This is a genomic window from Bacillus sp. BPN334, from assembly GCF_008368885.1.
Lineage (GTDB): Bacteria > Bacillota > Bacilli > Bacillales > Bacillaceae_G > Bacillus_A > Bacillus_A wiedmannii.
In genome coordinates, this window is record NZ_QOZW01000012.1 from 325,894 (window position 1) to 345,134 (window position 19,241).

The following is a 19,241-nucleotide window of genomic DNA, read 5'->3' on the forward strand; positions in this document are numbered from 1 at the left end:
AGATTCTTCTCCTATTTATATAATCTCTCTAAATTTTAAAAGTGGTTTTTTGGTCTAATTTCTTAAAGACACGGATTACTATTGTATATTGTAAAGTCAACATAATGAAACCATTAGCTATTTGCGCCCATGCAATTCCTATAATGCCAAAGTATTGTGAAGCTACATAATTAATCAATAAGGCAATAGGTGCTGAGATAAATGTCACATAAAAATTTTCTTTCATCTTACCCATCGCTAATAAGGTAACACCCATAATAGCATACGATGAATACAACACATATTTAATCATGAGTATTCCTGTATATGTGATTGTACTTTTGTATGATTCCCCATAAAAGAAAGGAACGAATACTAAAGAACCAATATACACCGCTAATCCTGCAACTACACTTAAAATAATAGCCTTCTTTTGCAGATTAAAGGCCATCTCTTTTAAACCTTTATAATCATTGCTTTTTTCTGTCAAATAAGGTGTATATATATTTTGCAAAGTTGCTGTGATTTGAGTAGCACCTAGAAGAAATATTGTTGCGATTGAATAATATCCCATTTCAACACGATCAGTTATAAAGTTATCCATAATAATAATATCTGCATAGTTCCCTATGTTATTTACAAAATTAGCCAGAAAACTAAAAAAAGCAATTCCCCAAAATTGCTTAGGTATATCTATGTTTGAATTGTCTAATCTCTTCACAGGATTCGCCTCTTTAAATAGAGGATACAAACCAATAGCCAATCCTAAAACCGTAGAGATAATAAAACCTTTCACACCAAATAACCAAGTACCAATAATTATAAACAATGCACCCTGCACTTTTATAATCGCTTGTATACTAGCCATTTTATTAACCTTTTTTAAAGCTAAGAGATAATTAATTAATATATTTGTTAAAGTTAATATTGGTACACATAAAGTATATATGACCCAATGGATCGAATATTGTTTAGAGATAAATATTAAAAACAAATTAAATAACAGAATGGATACAAAAGAAAATAACAAACTATTCCGAACAGAATAAGAAAGGATTTTCTCTTTTTGGTTGTCTTCTCTCTTCTCAGCACAAAACTTTAATATAGCGGTATCTAGACCGAAAGTTCCTAGTATAACAGCTAGTGTTAAATATGTTTGTAAGCTTCTTATTTGTGCCATACTTTCAGGATTAATAAATTTAGCAACTAATATAATACTTCCGAATCCTAAAAATTGAATCAAGAATTTAGTAAGTAACAAACTAAAAAAACCCTTTTTACCTAACTGTACTAGGTTATTACGTATTTTGTTAATAAGGGTTATTAAACGATGCTTCATATTATACTTTCTCCTTCGATACCCCATTCATCTGGCTTATGCTATTTTCTACTTTAGTTATAAAATCATCTAAATCTCTATTTTTAAACAGTACCGTTCCTTCCGGTCTCTTACACACATCACTAGCAACTGCTGGACATTCCAAATATAACGCCTCTTCTATACTAATTCCATATCCGTCACTATATGTTGGGCGCACCATTAAATTTGCATGTTTAAAAAGCGGCCATAATTCTTTTTGTCCTGTAATAAAATGAATATTATTTTCAAGCCCACTTAAATTTATCTTTTTTTTAATTTCATCAAAATAAGCCTCGTCACCGATTTCTGCAAGAGCAAAAATTAATCCGATATCTTTATGCTTTTCTTTTAATTTATCAATCATTTTAATACTTATATCTAAACCATATAAGTCAAACCCATTATGAAATGTAATTACAGAAGCATTTCCCACTATAAGAGGATGTGCTTGTGCTATAAATTTTTTAGTTTCATATGAATAAGTATCCATAATTTTTTGTTCATCTTCCATTGGGGGAGGGACAAAAGGTGATTGAATAGTTATTTTCTTTGGTAATTGAAGGTTATTTTTCACATAACCATCCTTCAAATGGGCTCCTACCATAATACATTCATCTATTTTTCTTACAAATATCCTAGCAATCCATTTTTGAATCCTACCTAGGTTATCTAATCTTCGAATTGAGTGATGATGTAAAATGATATGAGATTTAAATGGCCTAAATATTAACATTAACATTAAAGGAAATTTAAATCCGTCCAAATGAAATGTATGATACGAAGGTGACAGAAAACTCGTGATTAACAAAAATTTAATCTTCTCATAAATTGACATCCTCGAGAAATCTATTACTTCAGCCTTAACACCCATTGATTCCAATCTTTTTTTCGAACGATAAATATAGACACTTACTCCCCCTAAAGGAGGGGGATAAGGGCCAATTAAAAAATATTTATTCTTCTTCATTTCCAAACGCCTCTTGTATCAATAACAACTTTTTCATTTAATGTTAAACGGTCAATATCTTTATAAGCGTCATGATCTACCAATAACACAATTATATCTGCCTTTAAAATAGTAGAAACTGTTGAATCTAATTTAATTCCTAATTTGCTTAATTTTTCAGGTAGTTGTTGAATATTTGGTTCAGATACAATAATTTCCCCTAATTGCTGGTTGGCTAAATGCTCCACAATTTCAACAGACGGACTTTCACGCAAATCATCAATATTAGCCTTAAATGCTAAACCTAAACAAGCAATAATAGGATTTTTAAATTTATCTGCTTTTTCACGAATCTTATCTATAACATAACCTGGCTTATAATCATTTACCTGTCGAGCTGTATGTATAAGTTTAGCTTGTTCTGGCGCTGCGTCTACAATAAACCAAGGATCTACAGCAATACAATGTCCACCTACGCCTGGTCCTGGTTGTAAAATATTCACACGAGGATGTCTATTGGCTAAATTTATTAACTCCCAAACATTAATATGAAGTTCATCACAAATCATAGATAATTCATTAGCAAATGCAATGTTCACATCTCGGAATGAGTTTTCTGTTAACTTTGCCATTTCAGCTGTTCTAGCATTTGTTTCAAGTATTTTACCTTTGACAAATTTCTTGTAAAAATCTACTGTTTTCTTCGTAGAATTTTGGTTAATGCCACCTATTATTCGATCATTTTCTACTAATTCCCTTAAAATATGCCCTGGTAATACCCTTTCAGGACAGTGTGCTACAAAGAAAGCTCCTTTATTTGAGTTAATTTCTTCTGTCACAGTTAAATCTTCACGCTCTTCTAAAATCCATTCTGTCACTTTTTCTGTTGTTCCTACTGGACTTGTAGATTCTAAAATTACTAAATCACCTGGTTTTATGTACGGTGCTATTGTTTTCGTTGCCTGTTCAACATAAGTTAAATCTGGCTTATGATCACCCTTAAACGGTGTTGGAACAGCTAATATGAAAATATCTGAAGCTTCTGGTACAATTCCTGCCTTTAAATTTCCACTTTGCACAGCGGCTTTTACCATAATATCTAAATCTGGTTCATAAATATGTACTTTTCCACTATTAATCATTTCTACAGCAGATTCATTTACATCTACACCATATACCTGAAATCCTTTAGTGGCCAATAAACTTGCTGTTGGTAATCCAATATAACCCAATCCTACTACACAAATCTTTTCATTCATCTGTAACACCCTTCCCATTTTACAACAATAAAGTTAATTAATAAGCGCCTTTTCTCAGTATCACATTTACTACAGTTAAAAATAGAATTTTTATATCGAAAAATAATGATGCATTGTATACATAATGCAATTCTAAATCTACTCTTTCAGGGTATCCAACATCACTTCTTCCACTAACCTGCCAGTATCCTGTAATTCCTGGTTTCACAGATAAAAAGTTATCTTTTCTTTCCCCATATTCTAATAGTTCCTCTTGAACTACTGGTCTTGGCCCAACTAAACTCATGTCACCCTTAAGAACATTGATAAACTGGGGTAATTCATCCAAGCTCGTTTTCCTTAGAAAACGCCCTACACTCGTAATACGAGGATCTTCTTCCGGTTCAAGTTTATAGTTATTATCTATATACTTTTTATAAAGCACTTCATTTTGCTTTAGCTTTCCTTCAGCATCAATTACCATGGAACGAAATTTATATATACCAAAAGATTCACCATTTTTACCGATTCTAGATTGTCTAAAAAATACCGGCCCTTTTCCCTCTCCACACATATAAAGAATGGGAATTATAATAAAAAATGGGGAGAATATAATTAAACCTATAATTGCACCTACAATATCTATTGCTCTTTTCATTAATAAATACAAAACATTTTGCTTTCTAACGGTATCTATAGTTTCAGTTGCAGATTTACTTATTAAATTTCTTTCTTCCAAATTTTACCTTCCTCTCTTTTATACAAATACTTTCTCTTTGCTGACTATTGTATTCATATATTTCACTAACTCTTCTTTTAATTCTTCATGCTGTAATGCCATCTCAATCGTCGTCTTAATAAAACCAAACTTCTCTCCAACATCATAACGAGTACCTTCAAAATCATACGCAAACACACGTTGAATTTCATTTAATCGTTGAATTGCATCTGTCAATTGAATTTCTCCACCTGCTCCTGTTTCTTGATTTTCGAGGAACGCAAAAATTTCAGGTGTTAATATGTAACGACCCATGATCGCTAAATTTGATGGTGCTGTACCTTCTGCTGGCTTTTCAACAAACTGGCGCACTTGATAACGACGGTCATTTTGTTCAACTGGATCGATAATACCGTAACGATGTGTTTCATTTTCAGGTACTGTTTGTACACCAATAACTGAAGACTGTGTACCTTCGTATTGATCCATTAATTGACGTAAACATGGTGTTTCAGCTTGTACAATATCATCACCAAGCAACACCGCAAATGGCTCATTTCCAATAAATTTACGCGCACACCATACTGCATGTCCAAGCCCTTTTGGCTCTTTTTGTCTTATGTAATGAATATTAATTCTTGAAGAAGCTTGTACTTTCTCAAGCATTTCGTGCTTCCCCTTCTCTAAAAGGCTTTGTTCTAATTCAAAAGAATGATCAAAATGATCTTCAATCGCACGTTTTCCTTTTCCAGTAACAATAATAATATCTTCAATTCCAGATTCTATCGCTTCTTCTACTATATATTGAATTGTCGGTTTATCAACGATAGGTAACATTTCCTTCGGCATCGCCTTTGTCGCTGGTAAAAATCTTGTTCCAAGACCAGCCGCTGGGATAATCGCTTTTCTTACTTTTTTCAATTGTAGCCCCCCTAAATCCTTTTATTTATATGTAACAATAACAAAAACCCTACCTATAGAGTCATTTTTATAACTCCATAGGTAGAGTTTCTATTATAAATAAATTATGGGCATCCAACCCATCCTCACGTCATACTCCCGACGACAAGCGTCTAAGGTAGGTTCGAAATAAAAATTTCTACCCACAGCACGACCGAGTGCCTCCGTTGATAACGGTTAGGAGACATCACCAGTTCTTTATTTAAAAGATGCCAAACAACTTTTTACGACGAATTTGTTCTGGATCTTCTTTATAAATTGCTTTCCCACTAATTATTAAATACGGATTCTCTCTTAAATCATTCATAATACTTGCGCCGAATTCTTTCTCTATTAGTTCATAGCTTTCTGCTAGATGAAATCCTCTTGACGTTGTGTTATGTGCATCTGATGCGATCATATGGGTTAAATTATGTTCAACAAGTTGTAGTGAGAATTTTTTAATCTTTTTCCCGAATTTATCCAGAAGACTTCCTGCTGTCACTTGTGTTAATGCCCCTTTATTGACAAGGTTATATAACTTATCTGGCCTCTCAATTAACTCGGCGTTACGTTCGGGATGAACGATAATTGGAATCATTCCTTTTACACGTAGTTCATAAAATATTTGTTCTGCATAACGAGGTACATGATTAGATGGAAATTCAATGAATATGTATTTGTTTGTTTCATTTAAAGTAACGATTTTACCAGCTTCATAGTCTTCTAATATGTCACCATATAACCTGACCTCTTGCCCTGGTAAAATGGTAAGTGGAATATTATGTTGTTGCAGTTCATCATTTAGTTGTTTTACTTGATGAAGAATTGAGGTACGTTCATTTATATATTTTCCATTTTGATGGTGTGGTGTTGCGACAATTGTATGAATACCTTCCTCTATTGCCTTTTGCGCCATCACTAAACTATCTGTTACTGTCTGTGCACCGTCATCGATACCAGGTAAAATGTGACAATGTAAATCTATCATTTGTTTCATCCTCCCTCTCTCATATAAATCTTTTTTCCCTTGAATATGAGACATCTCATATTCAAGGGAAAAAAGGAGATATGTTTCCCATATCTCACTCTTTTAATTAATTTGCACCGTAGTAATAATATAAGCTTTGTTCACGTTCACGATCATTCAGAACAACGCCTAACAGTTTACCTTTTGCCGATTCTAATAAACCTTTTGCTTTTACTGCTGCTTCTTTTTCTGTCGATTCACTACGAACAACAAGAATAGAAGCATCGCATACATTCGCCATAATTTGGGCATCTGTAACAGCTAAAATTGGCGGCAAATCAAAAATAACCAAATCATACAGGCTATATGCTTGTGCAAGAAGCTCTTGCATTGATTTTGATCCTAATAATTCTGCTGGATTTGGCGGAATCGGACCACAAGCTAAAAAGTGTAAATTATCAACCGATGTTGTTTGTACACATTTTTCTAAACGTTCACTATGTGTTAATACGTTCGTTAACCCGAAAATATTATCCACTTGGAACATTTGATGCATTGCCGGTTTACGCATATCTGCATCAATTAATAATACTTTCTTTCCTTGCTGAGCAAACACGACTGACATATTCGCTGTTGTCGTTGTTTTCCCTTCACTTGGATTCGCAGACGTTACCATTAATGAATGTAAGTTCGTATCAACAGCTGCAAACTCGATATTCGTTCGAATATTACGATACTGTTCTGAAATTGGTGATTTCGGTTGTTGATGAGCAATTAATTGACGACGTTGACGATGATGTTTTTTCTTTTTAAATAAATTAAGAGCCAATTGTTTGTCCCCTCACTTTTCTTGATGATGGAGCGTGCGATTTCAAACTTGTTGTTTCTTCATTCATACGGGCTACAATACCTAACACTGGTAAACCAAGTAAGTTTTCTACATCTTCTTCTTTTTTTACTGTGTTATCTAAGTATTCTAGTAAGAATGCAAGACCAACTGAAGCCATTAAACCAACAACGAAGGCGATTGCTACATTTAACATTGGACGTGGTTTAATCGGAGATTGATTTTCTGCAACTTCTGCTTTAGATAGTACCGTTACGTTATCCACGTTCATAATTTTTGCAACTTCACCCTTAAACACATCCGCAGTTGCATTTGCAATATCGCGAGCTAGTTTTGGATCTTTATCCTCAGCTGTTACAGAAATGACTTGTGAATCTTTTTCATTCGCAACATTAATCTTTTCCGTTAAAGCTTGCTGTGTCATATTTAAATTTAATTTTTCATTCACTTGATCTAAGATTACTGGGCTTTTAATAATAACCTTATATGTATTCGTTAATTGAATATTCGTTTGAACTTCACCAGCTTGAATCATTGCACCCTCTTGCTTCTTCTGATTAACAAGAATTTGCGTAGAAGACTGATAGATTGGTGTCATGAAGAAGAAGCTAATGATAGCACTTACTATAGCAGCACCAAAGGCGATTACGAGGATCATCGCTAAACGTTTTTTTAAAATATGAAATAACTCTTTCAAACTAATTGTTTCTTCCATAAGTTCCTCCAACTTTCTAAAATTTGCACATAAGAAAAATTATAACATATAAATCTTACATTTTTTATTTTGAATATTTTAGTTCTACATTTATTGACATCAAGCACATATAATCTTACAAAATAATCTTAAATATGACAACACATTCCAACGAATTTCCAAAATTTCTATTGTATCATTTTTTTCGTATAATGCAATAAAAAATTTTATAAAAATTCAAAAAAAGCTGATAAAAATATTTATCAGCTTTCTCATTTACTATTCTATACATTATTTTCTAATAATATCCATATTGTTCTTTTTCTTCTCTTTTATCGTTTAAGACGACACCAAGTAATTTACCGGACGCTTTGTCTAATATTTGCTTCGCTTTTACAATTTTATCTTTTTCTGTTTTTTCACTGCGTACGACAAGTACGATTCCCTCGCATTTGTTCGCTAGTATTTGTGCATCGGTAACCGCAAGAACCGGTGGTGTGTCGATTAGAATAATATCAAACATGTTATATGCTTCTAGTAATGTCTCGTCCATTATCCGGCTACCTAATAGTTCAGCTGGGTTGGGCGGGATTGGACCTGCCGCCATTAAGTATACATTCTCTATATCTGTTTTTTGAATACATTGCATCAGTTTCGCTTGTCCTGATAATAGGTTCGTTAATCCATTTGAATTGTGAATGGCAAATAAGTTTTGAATCGTTGGCTTACGCAAGTCAGCTCCGATTAATAAGACTTTCTTTCCTTGTTGTCCGAAAACAACTGCTAAGTTTGCGATTGTCGTTGTTTTTCCATCACCTGGATCTGCCGAGGTAACAATAATAGAACGAACATGACTATCTACAGATGTAAATTCAATGTTTGTACGAATGTTACGATATTGTTCTGCAACACGTGATTTAGGCTCTTTATGCGTAATTAATTGTCGTAATGGTTTTCTTTTCTTTCTTCCGAACATATTAATAGTCTCCTTTTGTGAAATGCGACATTTCTCCTTTTTCTCTCTATGCTCGATTTCATACGTCTAATTAATATTTTGTATCACTGATTTCCCTACATCTCATCTTAATCAATATCATTCTACTTTGTCTTATATGAACACCTTTACAATATGACAATGACTTTACTTCTTTTCTGCCCTTATCATTTATCCTAATTTTTGAATAAATAATAAAGCAATTATATGGTAATCCCCTTCCATACACAAGTAATTTTCTGACTAGTTTGCATTTTAATGATTACACCGATATATAGTGGAAATAAAAAAATCTCCTTGCATTTTCACAAGGAGATTTTTTATTTCTGTTATTCCTTTTTATCACCAATCGCAAATGTAATTTCAGCTTCACATGCAACTTCACCATCTACTGTTGCGATTGCTTTTCCTTTTCCGATTGGACCACGTACACGTGTCATTTCTACTTCTAAACGAAGTTGATCACCTGGACGTACTTGTTTTTTGAAACGACAATTGTCGATACCTGCGAAGAAAGCAAGTCTTCCGCGGTTTTCTTCTTTCTTTAATACCGCAACTGCGCCGACTTGTGCTAATGCTTCTACAATAAGTACACCGGGCATAACTGCATAGTCAGGAAAGTGCCCGTTAAAGAACTCTTCGTTTGCGGATACATTTTTAATTCCAACCGCTCTTTTTCCTTCATCTACTTCTAATATTTTATCAACAAGTAAAAATGGATAACGGTGAGGAATGATTTCTTTAATTTGTTCTATATTTAGCATGTAACAATCGCCCCTTTTGTAATATTGGTCTTACCACTTGGACATATTGTTTATTATCCCATTTTGTTTATTGTTTGTCATTATAAAGTATAACTTTACTATCTTTTCCGCTTTATATATAAAAAAATGCACACACTCTATTCTCTTAAAATAGCTGCATATTCCAGCAACTGACACGGAGGTAGAAAAGAGTGTATGCCCAAATTAGGGAAAGGCAATATGTACTGAAACATGATTTGCCTTAATGTCGTATTCGACTCATTATATTATAAACGTTTTCAAATAAGGAAATATTAAATTTAACCATATATATGAATATTTCACCTGTTTTCTTCATTTTTCTTTATTTTTCTTCTATTTTCTCAATAAATCAAAATAAAATAAAAAAATGAAAGAATAAAAAAACAAAAAAGAACTACGGTTAACACCGTAGTTCTTCTCATCTTCCCCGCCTTTTGCGAGCTAATAATAAGTGGGGGATGCCCCCACTTATTAAAGTTTCACTTTATCGTAAAGCACGCTTTGGTAATTTATCGATATTCTCTAACATAATACCTGTACCAACCGCAACACATTGCATTGGGTTTTCAGCAATTAATACTGGTACTTTTAGTTCTTCTGCTAGAAGCATGTCGATACCGTGTAGTAAAGCTCCACCACCTGTTAGAATAACACCGCGGTCGATAATGTCCGCAGATAGTTCTGGTGGCGTGCGCTCTAGTACGCCTTTTGCAGCTTGTACAATGATAGCCGCGTCTTCTTTTAGTGCTTCTGTAATTTCTTCAGAGCATACTGTAATTGTACGTGGTAAGCCCGTTACCATGTCACGTCCGCGAATTTCAAGCTCTTCGCTACGCGCACCTGGGAATACTGTACCAACTTTAATTTTAATATTTTCTGAAGTACGTTCTCCAATTAATAGCTTATACTTACGTTTAACGTAGTTTAAGATCTCCATGTCAAACTTATCGCCAGCCATTTTGATAGAGGAAGAGGTAACAATATCACCCATAGATAGTACAGCGATATCTGTTGTACCTCCACCAATATCAACAACCATGTTACCGCTTGGTTGGAAGATTTCCATACCAGCACCAACTGCGGCTACTTTTGGTTCTTCTTCTAAAAATACTGTTTTACCACCTGAACGTTCAGCAGCCTCACGAATTGCTTTTTGTTCTACAGATGTGATATTTGTTGGACAGCAAATTAAAATGCGAGGTTTTGAAAAGAAGCTCTTTACGTCCAATTTGTTAATGAAATACTTTAACATTGCTTCTGTAATTTCGAAATCTGCGATTACACCATCTTTAAGCGGACGAATTGCTACAATATTACCAGGTGTACGTCCCACCATACTTCTTGCTTCTTCACCTACTGCTAATACTTTACCTGTGTTACGATCAATTGCCACAACAGATGGCTCATTTAATACAATACCTTTGCCTTTAACATGAATTAATACATTAGCCGTACCTAGGTCAATTCCGATATCTCGCGCAAACATTCCCGTCATTTCCTCCTCGATATTCAAAATCAGGTTACACCCGAATTCTTTTACACCTAATTTCTGATTTTATCATAAATTTAACAGAAACGTAATATTCGCAAAAAGAATTCTTCTGAAAAATATTACCGAATTGAAACGGAATGTTTGCGATCGCATATTTATTGACGGACCGGCTTTTCTACATCTTCTTTTCTATACTTTTGCTTTGTTGCTTCTCCGCCTCTTAAATGACGAATAGACTTATGATAATCAAGAATTTCTTTTACTTCATTTGCGAGCTCTGGATTAATTTCTGGTAGACGTTCCGTTAAATCTTTATGGACTGTACTCTTTGATACCCCAAATTCTTTTGCAATGACACGCACTGTCTTTCTTGTCTCCACGATATACTTACCAATCTTGATAGTTCTCTCTTTGATGTAATCGTGCACACCACTCGCCTCCCTAAATTGGATGTGAGAAGTGTGAAATGAGCCTCGCTGCATACGACTAAGAAGTAAGTGTGAGTGCTGTTTGTAAGCGTTAAACATTCTTGGATTTATAATGAAATGATTCACGATTTCTCACCTCAAACACTCTCTTTGCTTTGGTTTATACCATTGTATTGCCCGCACTACTGATATATGCTACATGTTCACTATTTTTGCGGACTAAGTTAAGAAAAATTACGTTTTTTTGTGAGAAATACGTTAACAGTGACTATTTTGGCGAAAAAAATGACACCTTGTATATAAGGTGTCATTCTTCTCGTTCCAACTCTTCTTCTAACAATTGATGGTGGGGAACCTCTTTCTTACCGGCAATATAATAATATAAAGTGAATAAAACAAACAATAAAATAATAGCAGTCGACAGAACAAATAAAAATGACACAGTATCCCCTCCTTTTTTTAATATATATTCGAGAATCTCGTCATTTTTCCTTGTTATTGCAACTTTTTTCTCGAAATTGAGTATTTTTATATAAAGTGAAACTTTAATCAGTGAGCGCCATTTCCCACTGATTATTAGCCTTCACCAATCGGGCTTTTACGGGCAGTTGACCCCAGGCCTAACTTCTTAGCTTTCACTGAATTTTGAAGTAGGGGTCTTACTGCCCGTTAATGCGGGGTAAAAGTAAAAAAATCAGCTCTCCTAGTGAGAACTGATTTTTTCACTTTCTTATTCTTGTGAAGAAGAACTGTTAGATGATTCTGTAGAACCATTTGTTGATTTTTCTTCTTTCTTCGGCTCTTCTTTTTTGTCACTAGTCGAACCGCTTGTTGATTTTTCTTCTTTTTGAGACTTATCTTCTGTTTTACTTTCTGGTTTCGTGCTCGTTGACTTCTCTTCTTTTTGAGATTTGTCATCAGCCTTTTTACCAGAAGCATTCGTTGCTTTTGCAGCACCTGCATCAGCTTTAATTTCTGCTACTGACTTATTTAAGTAGCGCTCAGGGTTCACAGCCACATTGTCTTTACGTACTTCAAAGTGAACGTGAGAACCTGCTTCTTTATTCATTGCACTTAGACCGGATGTTCCTAATACTTCACCTTGTACAACTCGTGCACCTTTTTCTACTTTCACACTACCTAAGCTTTGATAAGAAGCTGCTACACCATTTCCACTATCAACTGTTACAACATAACCAAGAAGTGAATCTTTTTCAGCTTTCGTTACTGTACCGCTTAAAGCAGCAGCTACATTGAATTCTTTTCCATTCTTCGCAGCAATGTCGATTCCTTTATTTGGGGAATATGTGTTGTTATAAAAGACAAGTGCTTTTTCTTGTTCCGCCTCAGTTGCTGCATCTTCATAGAATTTCTTCTGCACGACTACTTCCGCATTAGCGGCAGCTGGCATTTTCACTACTTCTGAAGATTTCGTTACTGGTACTGCTGGATCTTCCGATTGTGTATACGGTGTCGCTTGATCTTGGTTCGGAGTCTTCTTCGGATTAGCTCCTTGGAACCATAGCGCAACCATTAAAATTACCGCTGCACATGCAATGTATAGTGCCGGAAACACCCATCTTTTTTGAAATAAATGTACTACCTTTTGCGACTTTTTATTATTTCTTCCTCGCATTCCATCATCACCTCAGCAATCATTTTGAACAATATTCACGTATCCTATACAACGTATAACTAATTACTTTTCGACAAAATATGTAAAAATATGTATAGGAATTGTAAAATTTCCGAGGAAATGATAGAAAAAAGAAAAAACTGAGCACTTTCCGCTCAGTTTTTAGTCCAATTGTTTCTTTTTATATACGATTAAACATGCAATAAGTGAAATAACGAGCCACACTCCAACATTTAGCATATGCCCACTAATACTACTAAACCCAGCACCATCCACTAAGCTTTTAATCGCTTTTTCAAGATGAGATGTTGGAAGATAACTAATCATCGTCTTAATTACTTTATTTTCAACCATTGGCTCAAATTGTACAGCTAAATACATCGTCATTAATATTGGCATTCCAATTAGTGATGTTTGCGGGACAGACTCAGCTAATAATCCAATCACTGTTCCAATTAAAATGAATAGAATTGTTCCACATAAGAAAATAAATGCTAACAATAAGAGATTGCCACTTAATTGATCTAAAATGAATAAGTTTACAATGGAAATGCCCAACGTTAAACATGCTGTTAATATACTTTTCCCAAGAAGAACTTCAACAGAAGAAGCTGGTGATAGCATTAACACACGTAACGTATGTTTTTCTTTCTCTTCTGCAATTACCATTGATTGAACAAACCCTGCTACAAATAGAAAGGACATTAAAGTAATAATGCCAACTCCTGCCTGTCCTTCTCCAAATCGGCTAAATATAAATGCAAATATAATTGGTAAAGATGCCATTAACAAAACTTGTGAATTTGTCTTAAAATCCTGTACTTCTTTTCTAAAAATAGCTGATACACGTCTCATTGAAAATGTCATTATAGTCCCCTCCCAGTAACTTCAATAAAGATATCGCCTAGCGTTGGTTCGTGTGAATGAATGGATAGTAATTCACCTTTTTTCATCCATTCTGAAATACGTTTTGCACCTAATTCATCTTTTTGCACGACTTCTTTTTGCTTATCTTTTAATACAACTTGTATTTGATCTTTCGCGTATTGTAGACGAAGGTTTTCTGGTGTATCAAGCGCTACAATTTCTCCGCCGCATAGAAAGGCGATGCGGTTACAAAGCGTCTCTGCTTCGTTCATATTGTGAGTCGTTAAGAAAATCGTCGTTCCTTCTTTATTTAAGTCTTTTAAGATTTTATGAATGTTTTGTACGTTTACTGGATCGAGTGCGGATGTTGGTTCATCTAAGAAGAGGATATCTGGTTTATGAAGGATTGCTCTAGCTAATGTAACGCGCTGCTTCATTCCTTTTGATAGTTTCTTTACTGGTGTTTTTTTATCATCTAATAAATTCACTTGCGCTAGCACTTCATCAATTCGTTCTTTTTTACAATCGTATAAGTCACAAAATAATAGTAAGTTATCATAAATGCTAAGTCTTTCATATAAACCGCTGTTGTCTGTTAAAATACCAATTCGTTTATAATCGATGCTGCTTGGGCCTGTAATATCTTTTCCTAATACCTTTACCGTTCCAACACTATGGAGTAATTGAGAAGTTAAAATCTTTACTGTTGTCGTTTTTCCAGATCCACTTGGTCCAAGGAATCCGAAAATCTCTCCTTGCTTCACCTCAATATTTACATTTCGAAGTGCCGTTTTTTCGTTGAAACTTTTCATTACATCTTTCATTTCAATTGCCAATGTCATCCCGTCATCCCCTTTGTTTTTCTTTTTATAGATGAAAGTCGCTTTAGCGCTTTTCGTTTGTTTGTTTCGCTTTTCTTGACTCAATCATATGAAAAACAAAGGGGTTACGCAGTAAAATACCAGTAAAAGGAGTATTTTTACCAGTGAATGAATCGTATTTTAAGCTTATTGGAGCAATTTTTATAGCCCAATCACACCTTTTAATTCATCCATTCGTCCTTTTGAAAGCGGAATTGAACTTTTTCTTTCGTCATCCAAAATTAAACTAAAACTATTACGAGTCCACGTAATCACTTCTCGTACTCTTTGTAAATTCACAAGGTACGAGCGATGACATCTAAAGAACCCGAATCCTGTTAATCTCGCTTCTAGTTCACTTAATGTTAATGCACATACGAAATCACCTTCGCGCACATGAATATGTGTCACTCCGTTTTGCGTTTCAATGAAATGGATTTCCATCGGGTCTAATAAAATGATTTTATCGTTCACTTTCGCTGGTATTCTTTCTAACTTCATTTGCGGAATCATTTGAACGACTTTTTCTTCATCAACTTCTTCTACTTCCTCTTTTTCGATTTCTACTTTTTTCACACCAGCATTGTTTAATATGTATACATCTTCTGTTAACGAAAGAGCGTCCGATAGAAACGATGACGTAATAAAAATGGCCTTTCCTTGCTCTTTCATTTTCATAATTGCTTTTCGAATAATAATCGTACTCTCTGTATCTACATTTTGTTCTGGCTCTTCCAAAATAACTAAATCTGGATTATGAACCATAACTCGCCCAATATGAAGGCGACGTTTCTCTGAAAATGATAGTTTTTCTATTTTAACGTTTAATTTATCTAAGAGCCCGACATATTGTACTACTTCTTCCGTGCTCATATTTGATTCATAAAGTCCTATTAAAAACTTGAAGTATTCCTTTACCTTCAAACGGTCGTATGCTTCATCTTTCAAAAAACAAAAGCCGATGCGAGAATAATTTTTCTTTCCAATCGCTTCTCCCTCAAATAGCACGTTGCCAGTTGAAGCTTCTTCCTCACCAATAATAATGCGGTGCAACACTTTAGCTGTATGGTTATTACATTGCAAAACAACACATTGTCCTTGCTCAACCTTCAGTTCAACTGCTGGTAACTGGTTCGTCTTCCCTAATTGTCTCAACTCCAATAACGCCATTCTGTCTCCCCCAAATGCTTTTTATCACATTATACCAAACAATTAATGGAAATTTTTGATATTTTATGAAGCACCATAAAAAGAAGACTATCCAAATGAAAGGATAGCCTTCTTCTCTAGTTTTGTTCTACCATATAAGTCTCGAGCTGATCACGTAGTGCTCTCTTTAAAAACTTCCCTACAGATGTTTTCGGAATTTGATTTACAAATAAAATATCATCTGGCATCCACCATTTCGGAAATTCTACTTCTAGTAAAGCGTACAGTTCTTCTCTTTCTACTGCTTGTCCCTTTTTTAATACGACGCAAGCAACGGGACGTTCTTGCCATTTTTCATGCGGCACCGCCACAACAGGTGCTTTTAACACTTTATCGTGCGACATTAAGGCATTTTCCAAATCTACGGAAGAAATCCATTCGCCTCCACTTTTAATTCAGTCTTTCGTACGATCAGCAATCTTAATACATCCTTCCGAATCAACCGTGACAATGTCTCCTGTATAGAGCCAACCGTCTTTCATTGATTCTTCTGTACGTTCATCCTTATAATAGCTTCCAGCGATCCATGGGCCCCTTAAACAGAGTTCTGTCATCGCTGAACATTGACGATTTTTTTAATATATCAACGATTCGACAAGGAACCTATCCACTAACAAAAGAAAACCGTCCCAATATATCTCTTGGAACGGTCTCTTTTCCCCCTACTTCTTCACCATTAACTTTCCTTCATAATCATTCATCGACTTTATTTCGACACCCTTATAATAATGAGCAACGATATCTGTATATTTCTTACCTTCCGCTGCCATGCCATTTGCTCCGTATTGGCTCATGCCAACGCCGTGACCGAATCCCTTCGTTGTAACGACGATTTTATCCCTCTCTTGTTTCCACGTGAAGTCAGAAGAGCGTAAATCTAGCTTTTCACGAACTTGCTTTCCTGTTAATGTTTTCCCTTGAAATTCTACATCTTTTACTCGCTTTCCTTCCGTAAGATCTTTAATATTTCCAACCTTCCCGTCTGCCAACACCTTCACACCAAGACGTTTTTGAAAGTCAGCTACTGTAAAAGTTTGCTCGCTCGTAAATTTTGGAGAGGCTTGATCCCACGGACTATCTACGCTCTTTAAGTACGGATAATCATTTCCCCAATAATCAGCCGCATTTTCTGTCCGGCCATTACTCGTTGAGAAGAAGGATGCTGAGATTGGTTTTCCATCATACGCTAAAACTTGTCCTGCGGTTTTCGAAACGGCTTCTTCGATTTTCTTCAAATTATTTTCATAGTTATTACCCCATTGTTTCTTCAATTCTTCTTTGCTTTTGTACACTTGATCTTTCACCGTATCGGTCACGTCCGCATTGTTTTTCTTTCCTCCGCTTAGCATACGCTGCACCACAAATGTTCTCGCTGCTAATGCCTGCGCCTTTAGCGCCTCTATTTCAAAACTGGCATTCATCTCAGAAGCTACTACACCGGTCACATACTCCTCCATAGGTAATGTTTCTACCTTCTTTTGCTGATCACGATATACAGCAACTTGAATCGCTGTATCCACTTTCCCTGGAGCTGGTATACTATCTATCGCTGGAGGAGTTTTAGAAGCTGCTTCTTCCCCTACTTTTGCTTTCGCAAACGGAATAACAAGAGCAGCAGGTACAATGATAACGAGCGCTATTAGAAGCGCTACTGTGATAAAAAGTGGCTTTGAAAATTTCATCTTATTTCCCCCAATATCCAAAAGCTTTACTCCATTCATTCTTATGGAACAACTCTTTCTTTTAGAACATACTGAAGGGGAACCATATAAAGTGGAACTTTAATTAGCCGCACCAATCGAATGTTTACGGGCAGTTAACGCAGGATAAAACAAAAATTTTCTAAATATTTTTACTGGTACGTGCATAAGTATAGAATTTATTGACTATAACAGTAATAACCCAAAAAAATAGCCCCTACGTCAAAAGACGTAGAGACTATTTCAATTAAGCGTGAAGATCAGAAACTTCTTGTTCTTTCACTTCTTCTACTTTTTCGTTTACACGTTCAATAGTTGCACCTAATGCAGCTAATTTCTTATGGAAATCTACATAACCACGGTCAAGATGCTTTAACTCAGTTACACGAGTGTAACCTTCAGATACTAAACCAGCTAAGATTAATGCAGCAGCAGCACGTAAGTCAGTTGCGCCTACTTCAGCACCTTGTAAGCTGTTTGGACCGTTCATAATAACAGAACGACCTTCAATTTTAATATCAGCATTCATACGACGGAATTCTTCAACGTGCATAAAGCGGTTTTCGAATACCGTTTCTGTAATCATACTTGTTCCATCAGCTTGTAGTAATAATGCCATCATTTGTGATTGCATGTCTGTTGGGAAACCTGGGTGAGGCATAGTTTTAATATCAACCGCTTTTAACTTATCTGGGCCGATAACACGTACACCTTCATTTTCCTCAATAACTTTAACACCCATTTCTTCCATTTTCGCTGTAATTGAGCGTAAATGTTCAGGTACAGCATTTTCAATTAAGATGTCTCCACCAGTAATTGCCGCTGCAACCATGAATGTTCCCGCTTCAATACGGTCAGGAATAATAGAGTGGTTTCCACCATATAATTTATCAACGCCTTCGATACGAATCGTTCCAGTTCCAGCTCCGCGTACTTTCGCTCCCATTGCATTTAAGAAGTTAGCTAAGTCAACGATTTCTGGTTCTTTCGCTGCGTTTTCAAGGATTGTTGTCCCTTTTGCTAATGTAGCTGCAGACATAATGTTTTCTGTCGCGCCCACGCTTGGGAAGTCTAAATAAATTTTAGCTCCTTTTAGTTCTCCCTCAACGTATGCCTCAACAAAACCATTACCAACCTGTACTTTTGCTCCCATTGCTTCGAAGCCTTTTAAATGTTGGTCAATTGGACGTGAACCAATTGCACATCCACCAGGAAGTGCAATACGAGCACGACCGTTACGTGCAAGTAATGGTCCCATTACTTGAACAGATGCACGCATTTTACGTACATATTCAAATGGTGCTTCAATGTTTAGTTCTTTAGAAGCATCGATTGTTACTTGGTTATTTTCAAATACGACTTCAGCATTTAAATGACGTAATACCTCATTAATTGTGTATACATCAGACAAAACTGGTACTTCAGATAGTACATTCTTTCCATCACTCGCTAATAGGGCTGCAGCGATTATAGGTAATACAGCATTTTTTGCGCCCTCAACACGCACTGTGCCGTTTAACCGCTTTCCGCCACGGACGATGATCTTTTCCAAATTATTCCCCTCCGTGTCCTTTTTTCA

The 19,241-nt window shown here is 35.4% G+C and carries 19 protein-coding genes and 1 pseudogene; all 20 read right to left on the bottom strand.

Annotation, left to right across the window (positions count from 1 at the left end; translation table 11 throughout):
* Window positions 1-28: 28 nt before the first annotated feature.
* The gene (locus DN393_RS19415) at window positions 29-1,318 is read right to left on the bottom strand and encodes a lipopolysaccharide biosynthesis protein (RefSeq protein WP_179196810.1); all 1,290 of its coding nucleotides are present in this window, start codon (window positions 1,316-1,318) and stop codon (window positions 29-31) included.
* A 1-nt stretch (window position 1,319) separates the two neighbouring features.
* Window positions 1,320-2,306, bottom strand: coding sequence for a glycosyltransferase family 4 protein (locus DN393_RS19420; RefSeq protein WP_088113901.1), 987 nt, complete (start codon window positions 2,304-2,306; stop codon window positions 1,320-1,322).
* Entirely contained in the window at window positions 2,303-3,544 is a 1,242-nt protein-coding gene (gene wecC, locus DN393_RS19425) for a UDP-N-acetyl-D-mannosamine dehydrogenase (protein WP_088113902.1), read from the bottom strand. Before wecC ends, DN393_RS19420 begins: the two co-directional genes overlap by 4 nt.
* Window positions 3,545-3,581: 37 nt before the next feature.
* The gene (locus DN393_RS19430) at window positions 3,582-4,262 is read right to left on the bottom strand and encodes a sugar transferase (protein ID WP_149173777.1); all 681 of its coding nucleotides are present in this window, start codon (window positions 4,260-4,262) and stop codon (window positions 3,582-3,584) included.
* An 18-nt stretch (window positions 4,263-4,280) separates the two neighbouring features.
* Complete coding sequence (bpsC, locus tag DN393_RS19435) at window positions 4,281-5,162, bottom strand: UTP--glucose-1-phosphate uridylyltransferase BpsC (RefSeq protein ID WP_098111978.1); 882 nt, start codon at window positions 5,160-5,162, stop codon at window positions 4,281-4,283.
* A 241-nt stretch (window positions 5,163-5,403) separates the two neighbouring features.
* Window positions 5,404-6,171, bottom strand: a complete 768-nt coding sequence (locus tag DN393_RS19440) for a tyrosine-protein phosphatase (RefSeq protein ID WP_098111977.1) — start codon at window positions 6,169-6,171, stop codon at window positions 5,404-5,406.
* Between the two features lie 106 nt (window positions 6,172-6,277).
* Window positions 6,278-6,979: a CpsD/CapB family tyrosine-protein kinase gene (locus DN393_RS19445; RefSeq protein ID WP_149173778.1), complete on the bottom strand. Its 702-nt coding sequence runs from the start codon at window positions 6,977-6,979 to the stop codon at window positions 6,278-6,280.
* The gene (locus tag DN393_RS19450; protein WP_098111976.1) at window positions 6,969-7,712 is read right to left on the bottom strand and encodes a YveK family protein; all 744 of its coding nucleotides are present in this window, start codon (window positions 7,710-7,712) and stop codon (window positions 6,969-6,971) included. Before DN393_RS19450 ends, DN393_RS19445 begins: the two co-directional genes overlap by 11 nt.
* 277 nt (window positions 7,713-7,989) lie before the next feature.
* The gene (locus tag DN393_RS19455; RefSeq protein ID WP_149173779.1) at window positions 7,990-8,667 is read right to left on the bottom strand and encodes a CpsD/CapB family tyrosine-protein kinase; all 678 of its coding nucleotides are present in this window, start codon (window positions 8,665-8,667) and stop codon (window positions 7,990-7,992) included.
* A 347-nt stretch (window positions 8,668-9,014) separates the two neighbouring features.
* Window positions 9,015-9,449 (bottom strand): 3-hydroxyacyl-ACP dehydratase FabZ, encoded by a 435-nt coding sequence (fabZ, locus tag DN393_RS19460; RefSeq protein WP_000931959.1) that lies wholly within the window; start codon window positions 9,447-9,449, stop codon window positions 9,015-9,017.
* A gap of 505 nt (window positions 9,450-9,954) precedes the next feature.
* Window positions 9,955-10,956, bottom strand: coding sequence for a rod shape-determining protein (gene mreB, locus DN393_RS19465; RefSeq protein ID WP_000457990.1), 1,002 nt, complete (start codon window positions 10,954-10,956; stop codon window positions 9,955-9,957).
* Window positions 10,957-11,117: 161 nt separating this feature from the next.
* On the bottom strand, window positions 11,118-11,390 hold the full coding sequence (spoIIID, locus tag DN393_RS19470) for a sporulation transcriptional regulator SpoIIID (RefSeq protein ID WP_000544012.1): 273 nt from the start codon (window positions 11,388-11,390) through the stop codon (window positions 11,118-11,120).
* 307 nt (window positions 11,391-11,697) lie between these two features.
* A complete protein-coding gene (locus DN393_RS19475; protein WP_000008903.1) occupies window positions 11,698-11,832 on the bottom strand; it encodes a hypothetical protein in 135 nt (44 codons plus the stop codon).
* A gap of 288 nt (window positions 11,833-12,120) precedes the next feature.
* Entirely contained in the window at window positions 12,121-13,026 is a 906-nt protein-coding gene (locus tag DN393_RS19480; protein ID WP_088047747.1) for a stage II sporulation protein SpoIIQ, read from the bottom strand.
* Between the two features lie 162 nt (window positions 13,027-13,188).
* Entirely contained in the window at window positions 13,189-13,893 is a 705-nt protein-coding gene (locus DN393_RS19485) for an ABC transporter permease (RefSeq protein ID WP_000144455.1), read from the bottom strand.
* Window positions 13,893-14,735 (bottom strand): ABC transporter ATP-binding protein, encoded by an 843-nt coding sequence (locus DN393_RS19490; protein WP_064476122.1) that lies wholly within the window; start codon window positions 14,733-14,735, stop codon window positions 13,893-13,895. The genes DN393_RS19485 and DN393_RS19490 overlap by 1 nt, the downstream gene beginning before the upstream one ends.
* A gap of 180 nt (window positions 14,736-14,915) precedes the next feature.
* Window positions 14,916-15,923: a LytTR family transcriptional regulator DNA-binding domain-containing protein gene (locus DN393_RS19495; RefSeq protein WP_064476121.1), complete on the bottom strand. Its 1,008-nt coding sequence runs from the start codon at window positions 15,921-15,923 to the stop codon at window positions 14,916-14,918.
* A 116-nt stretch (window positions 15,924-16,039) separates the two neighbouring features.
* Window positions 16,040-16,516: pseudogene (locus DN393_RS19500) on the bottom strand (AMP-binding enzyme); the annotation flags it as partial.
* Between the two features lie 108 nt (window positions 16,517-16,624).
* Entirely contained in the window at window positions 16,625-17,644 is a 1,020-nt protein-coding gene (gene spoIID, locus DN393_RS19505; protein ID WP_064476119.1) for a stage II sporulation protein D, read from the bottom strand.
* Window positions 17,645-17,909: 265 nt separating this feature from the next.
* On the bottom strand, window positions 17,910-19,214 hold the full coding sequence (gene murA, locus DN393_RS19510; protein ID WP_000411269.1) for a UDP-N-acetylglucosamine 1-carboxyvinyltransferase: 1,305 nt from the start codon (window positions 19,212-19,214) through the stop codon (window positions 17,910-17,912).
* Between the last annotated feature and the right edge of the window lie 27 nt (window positions 19,215-19,241).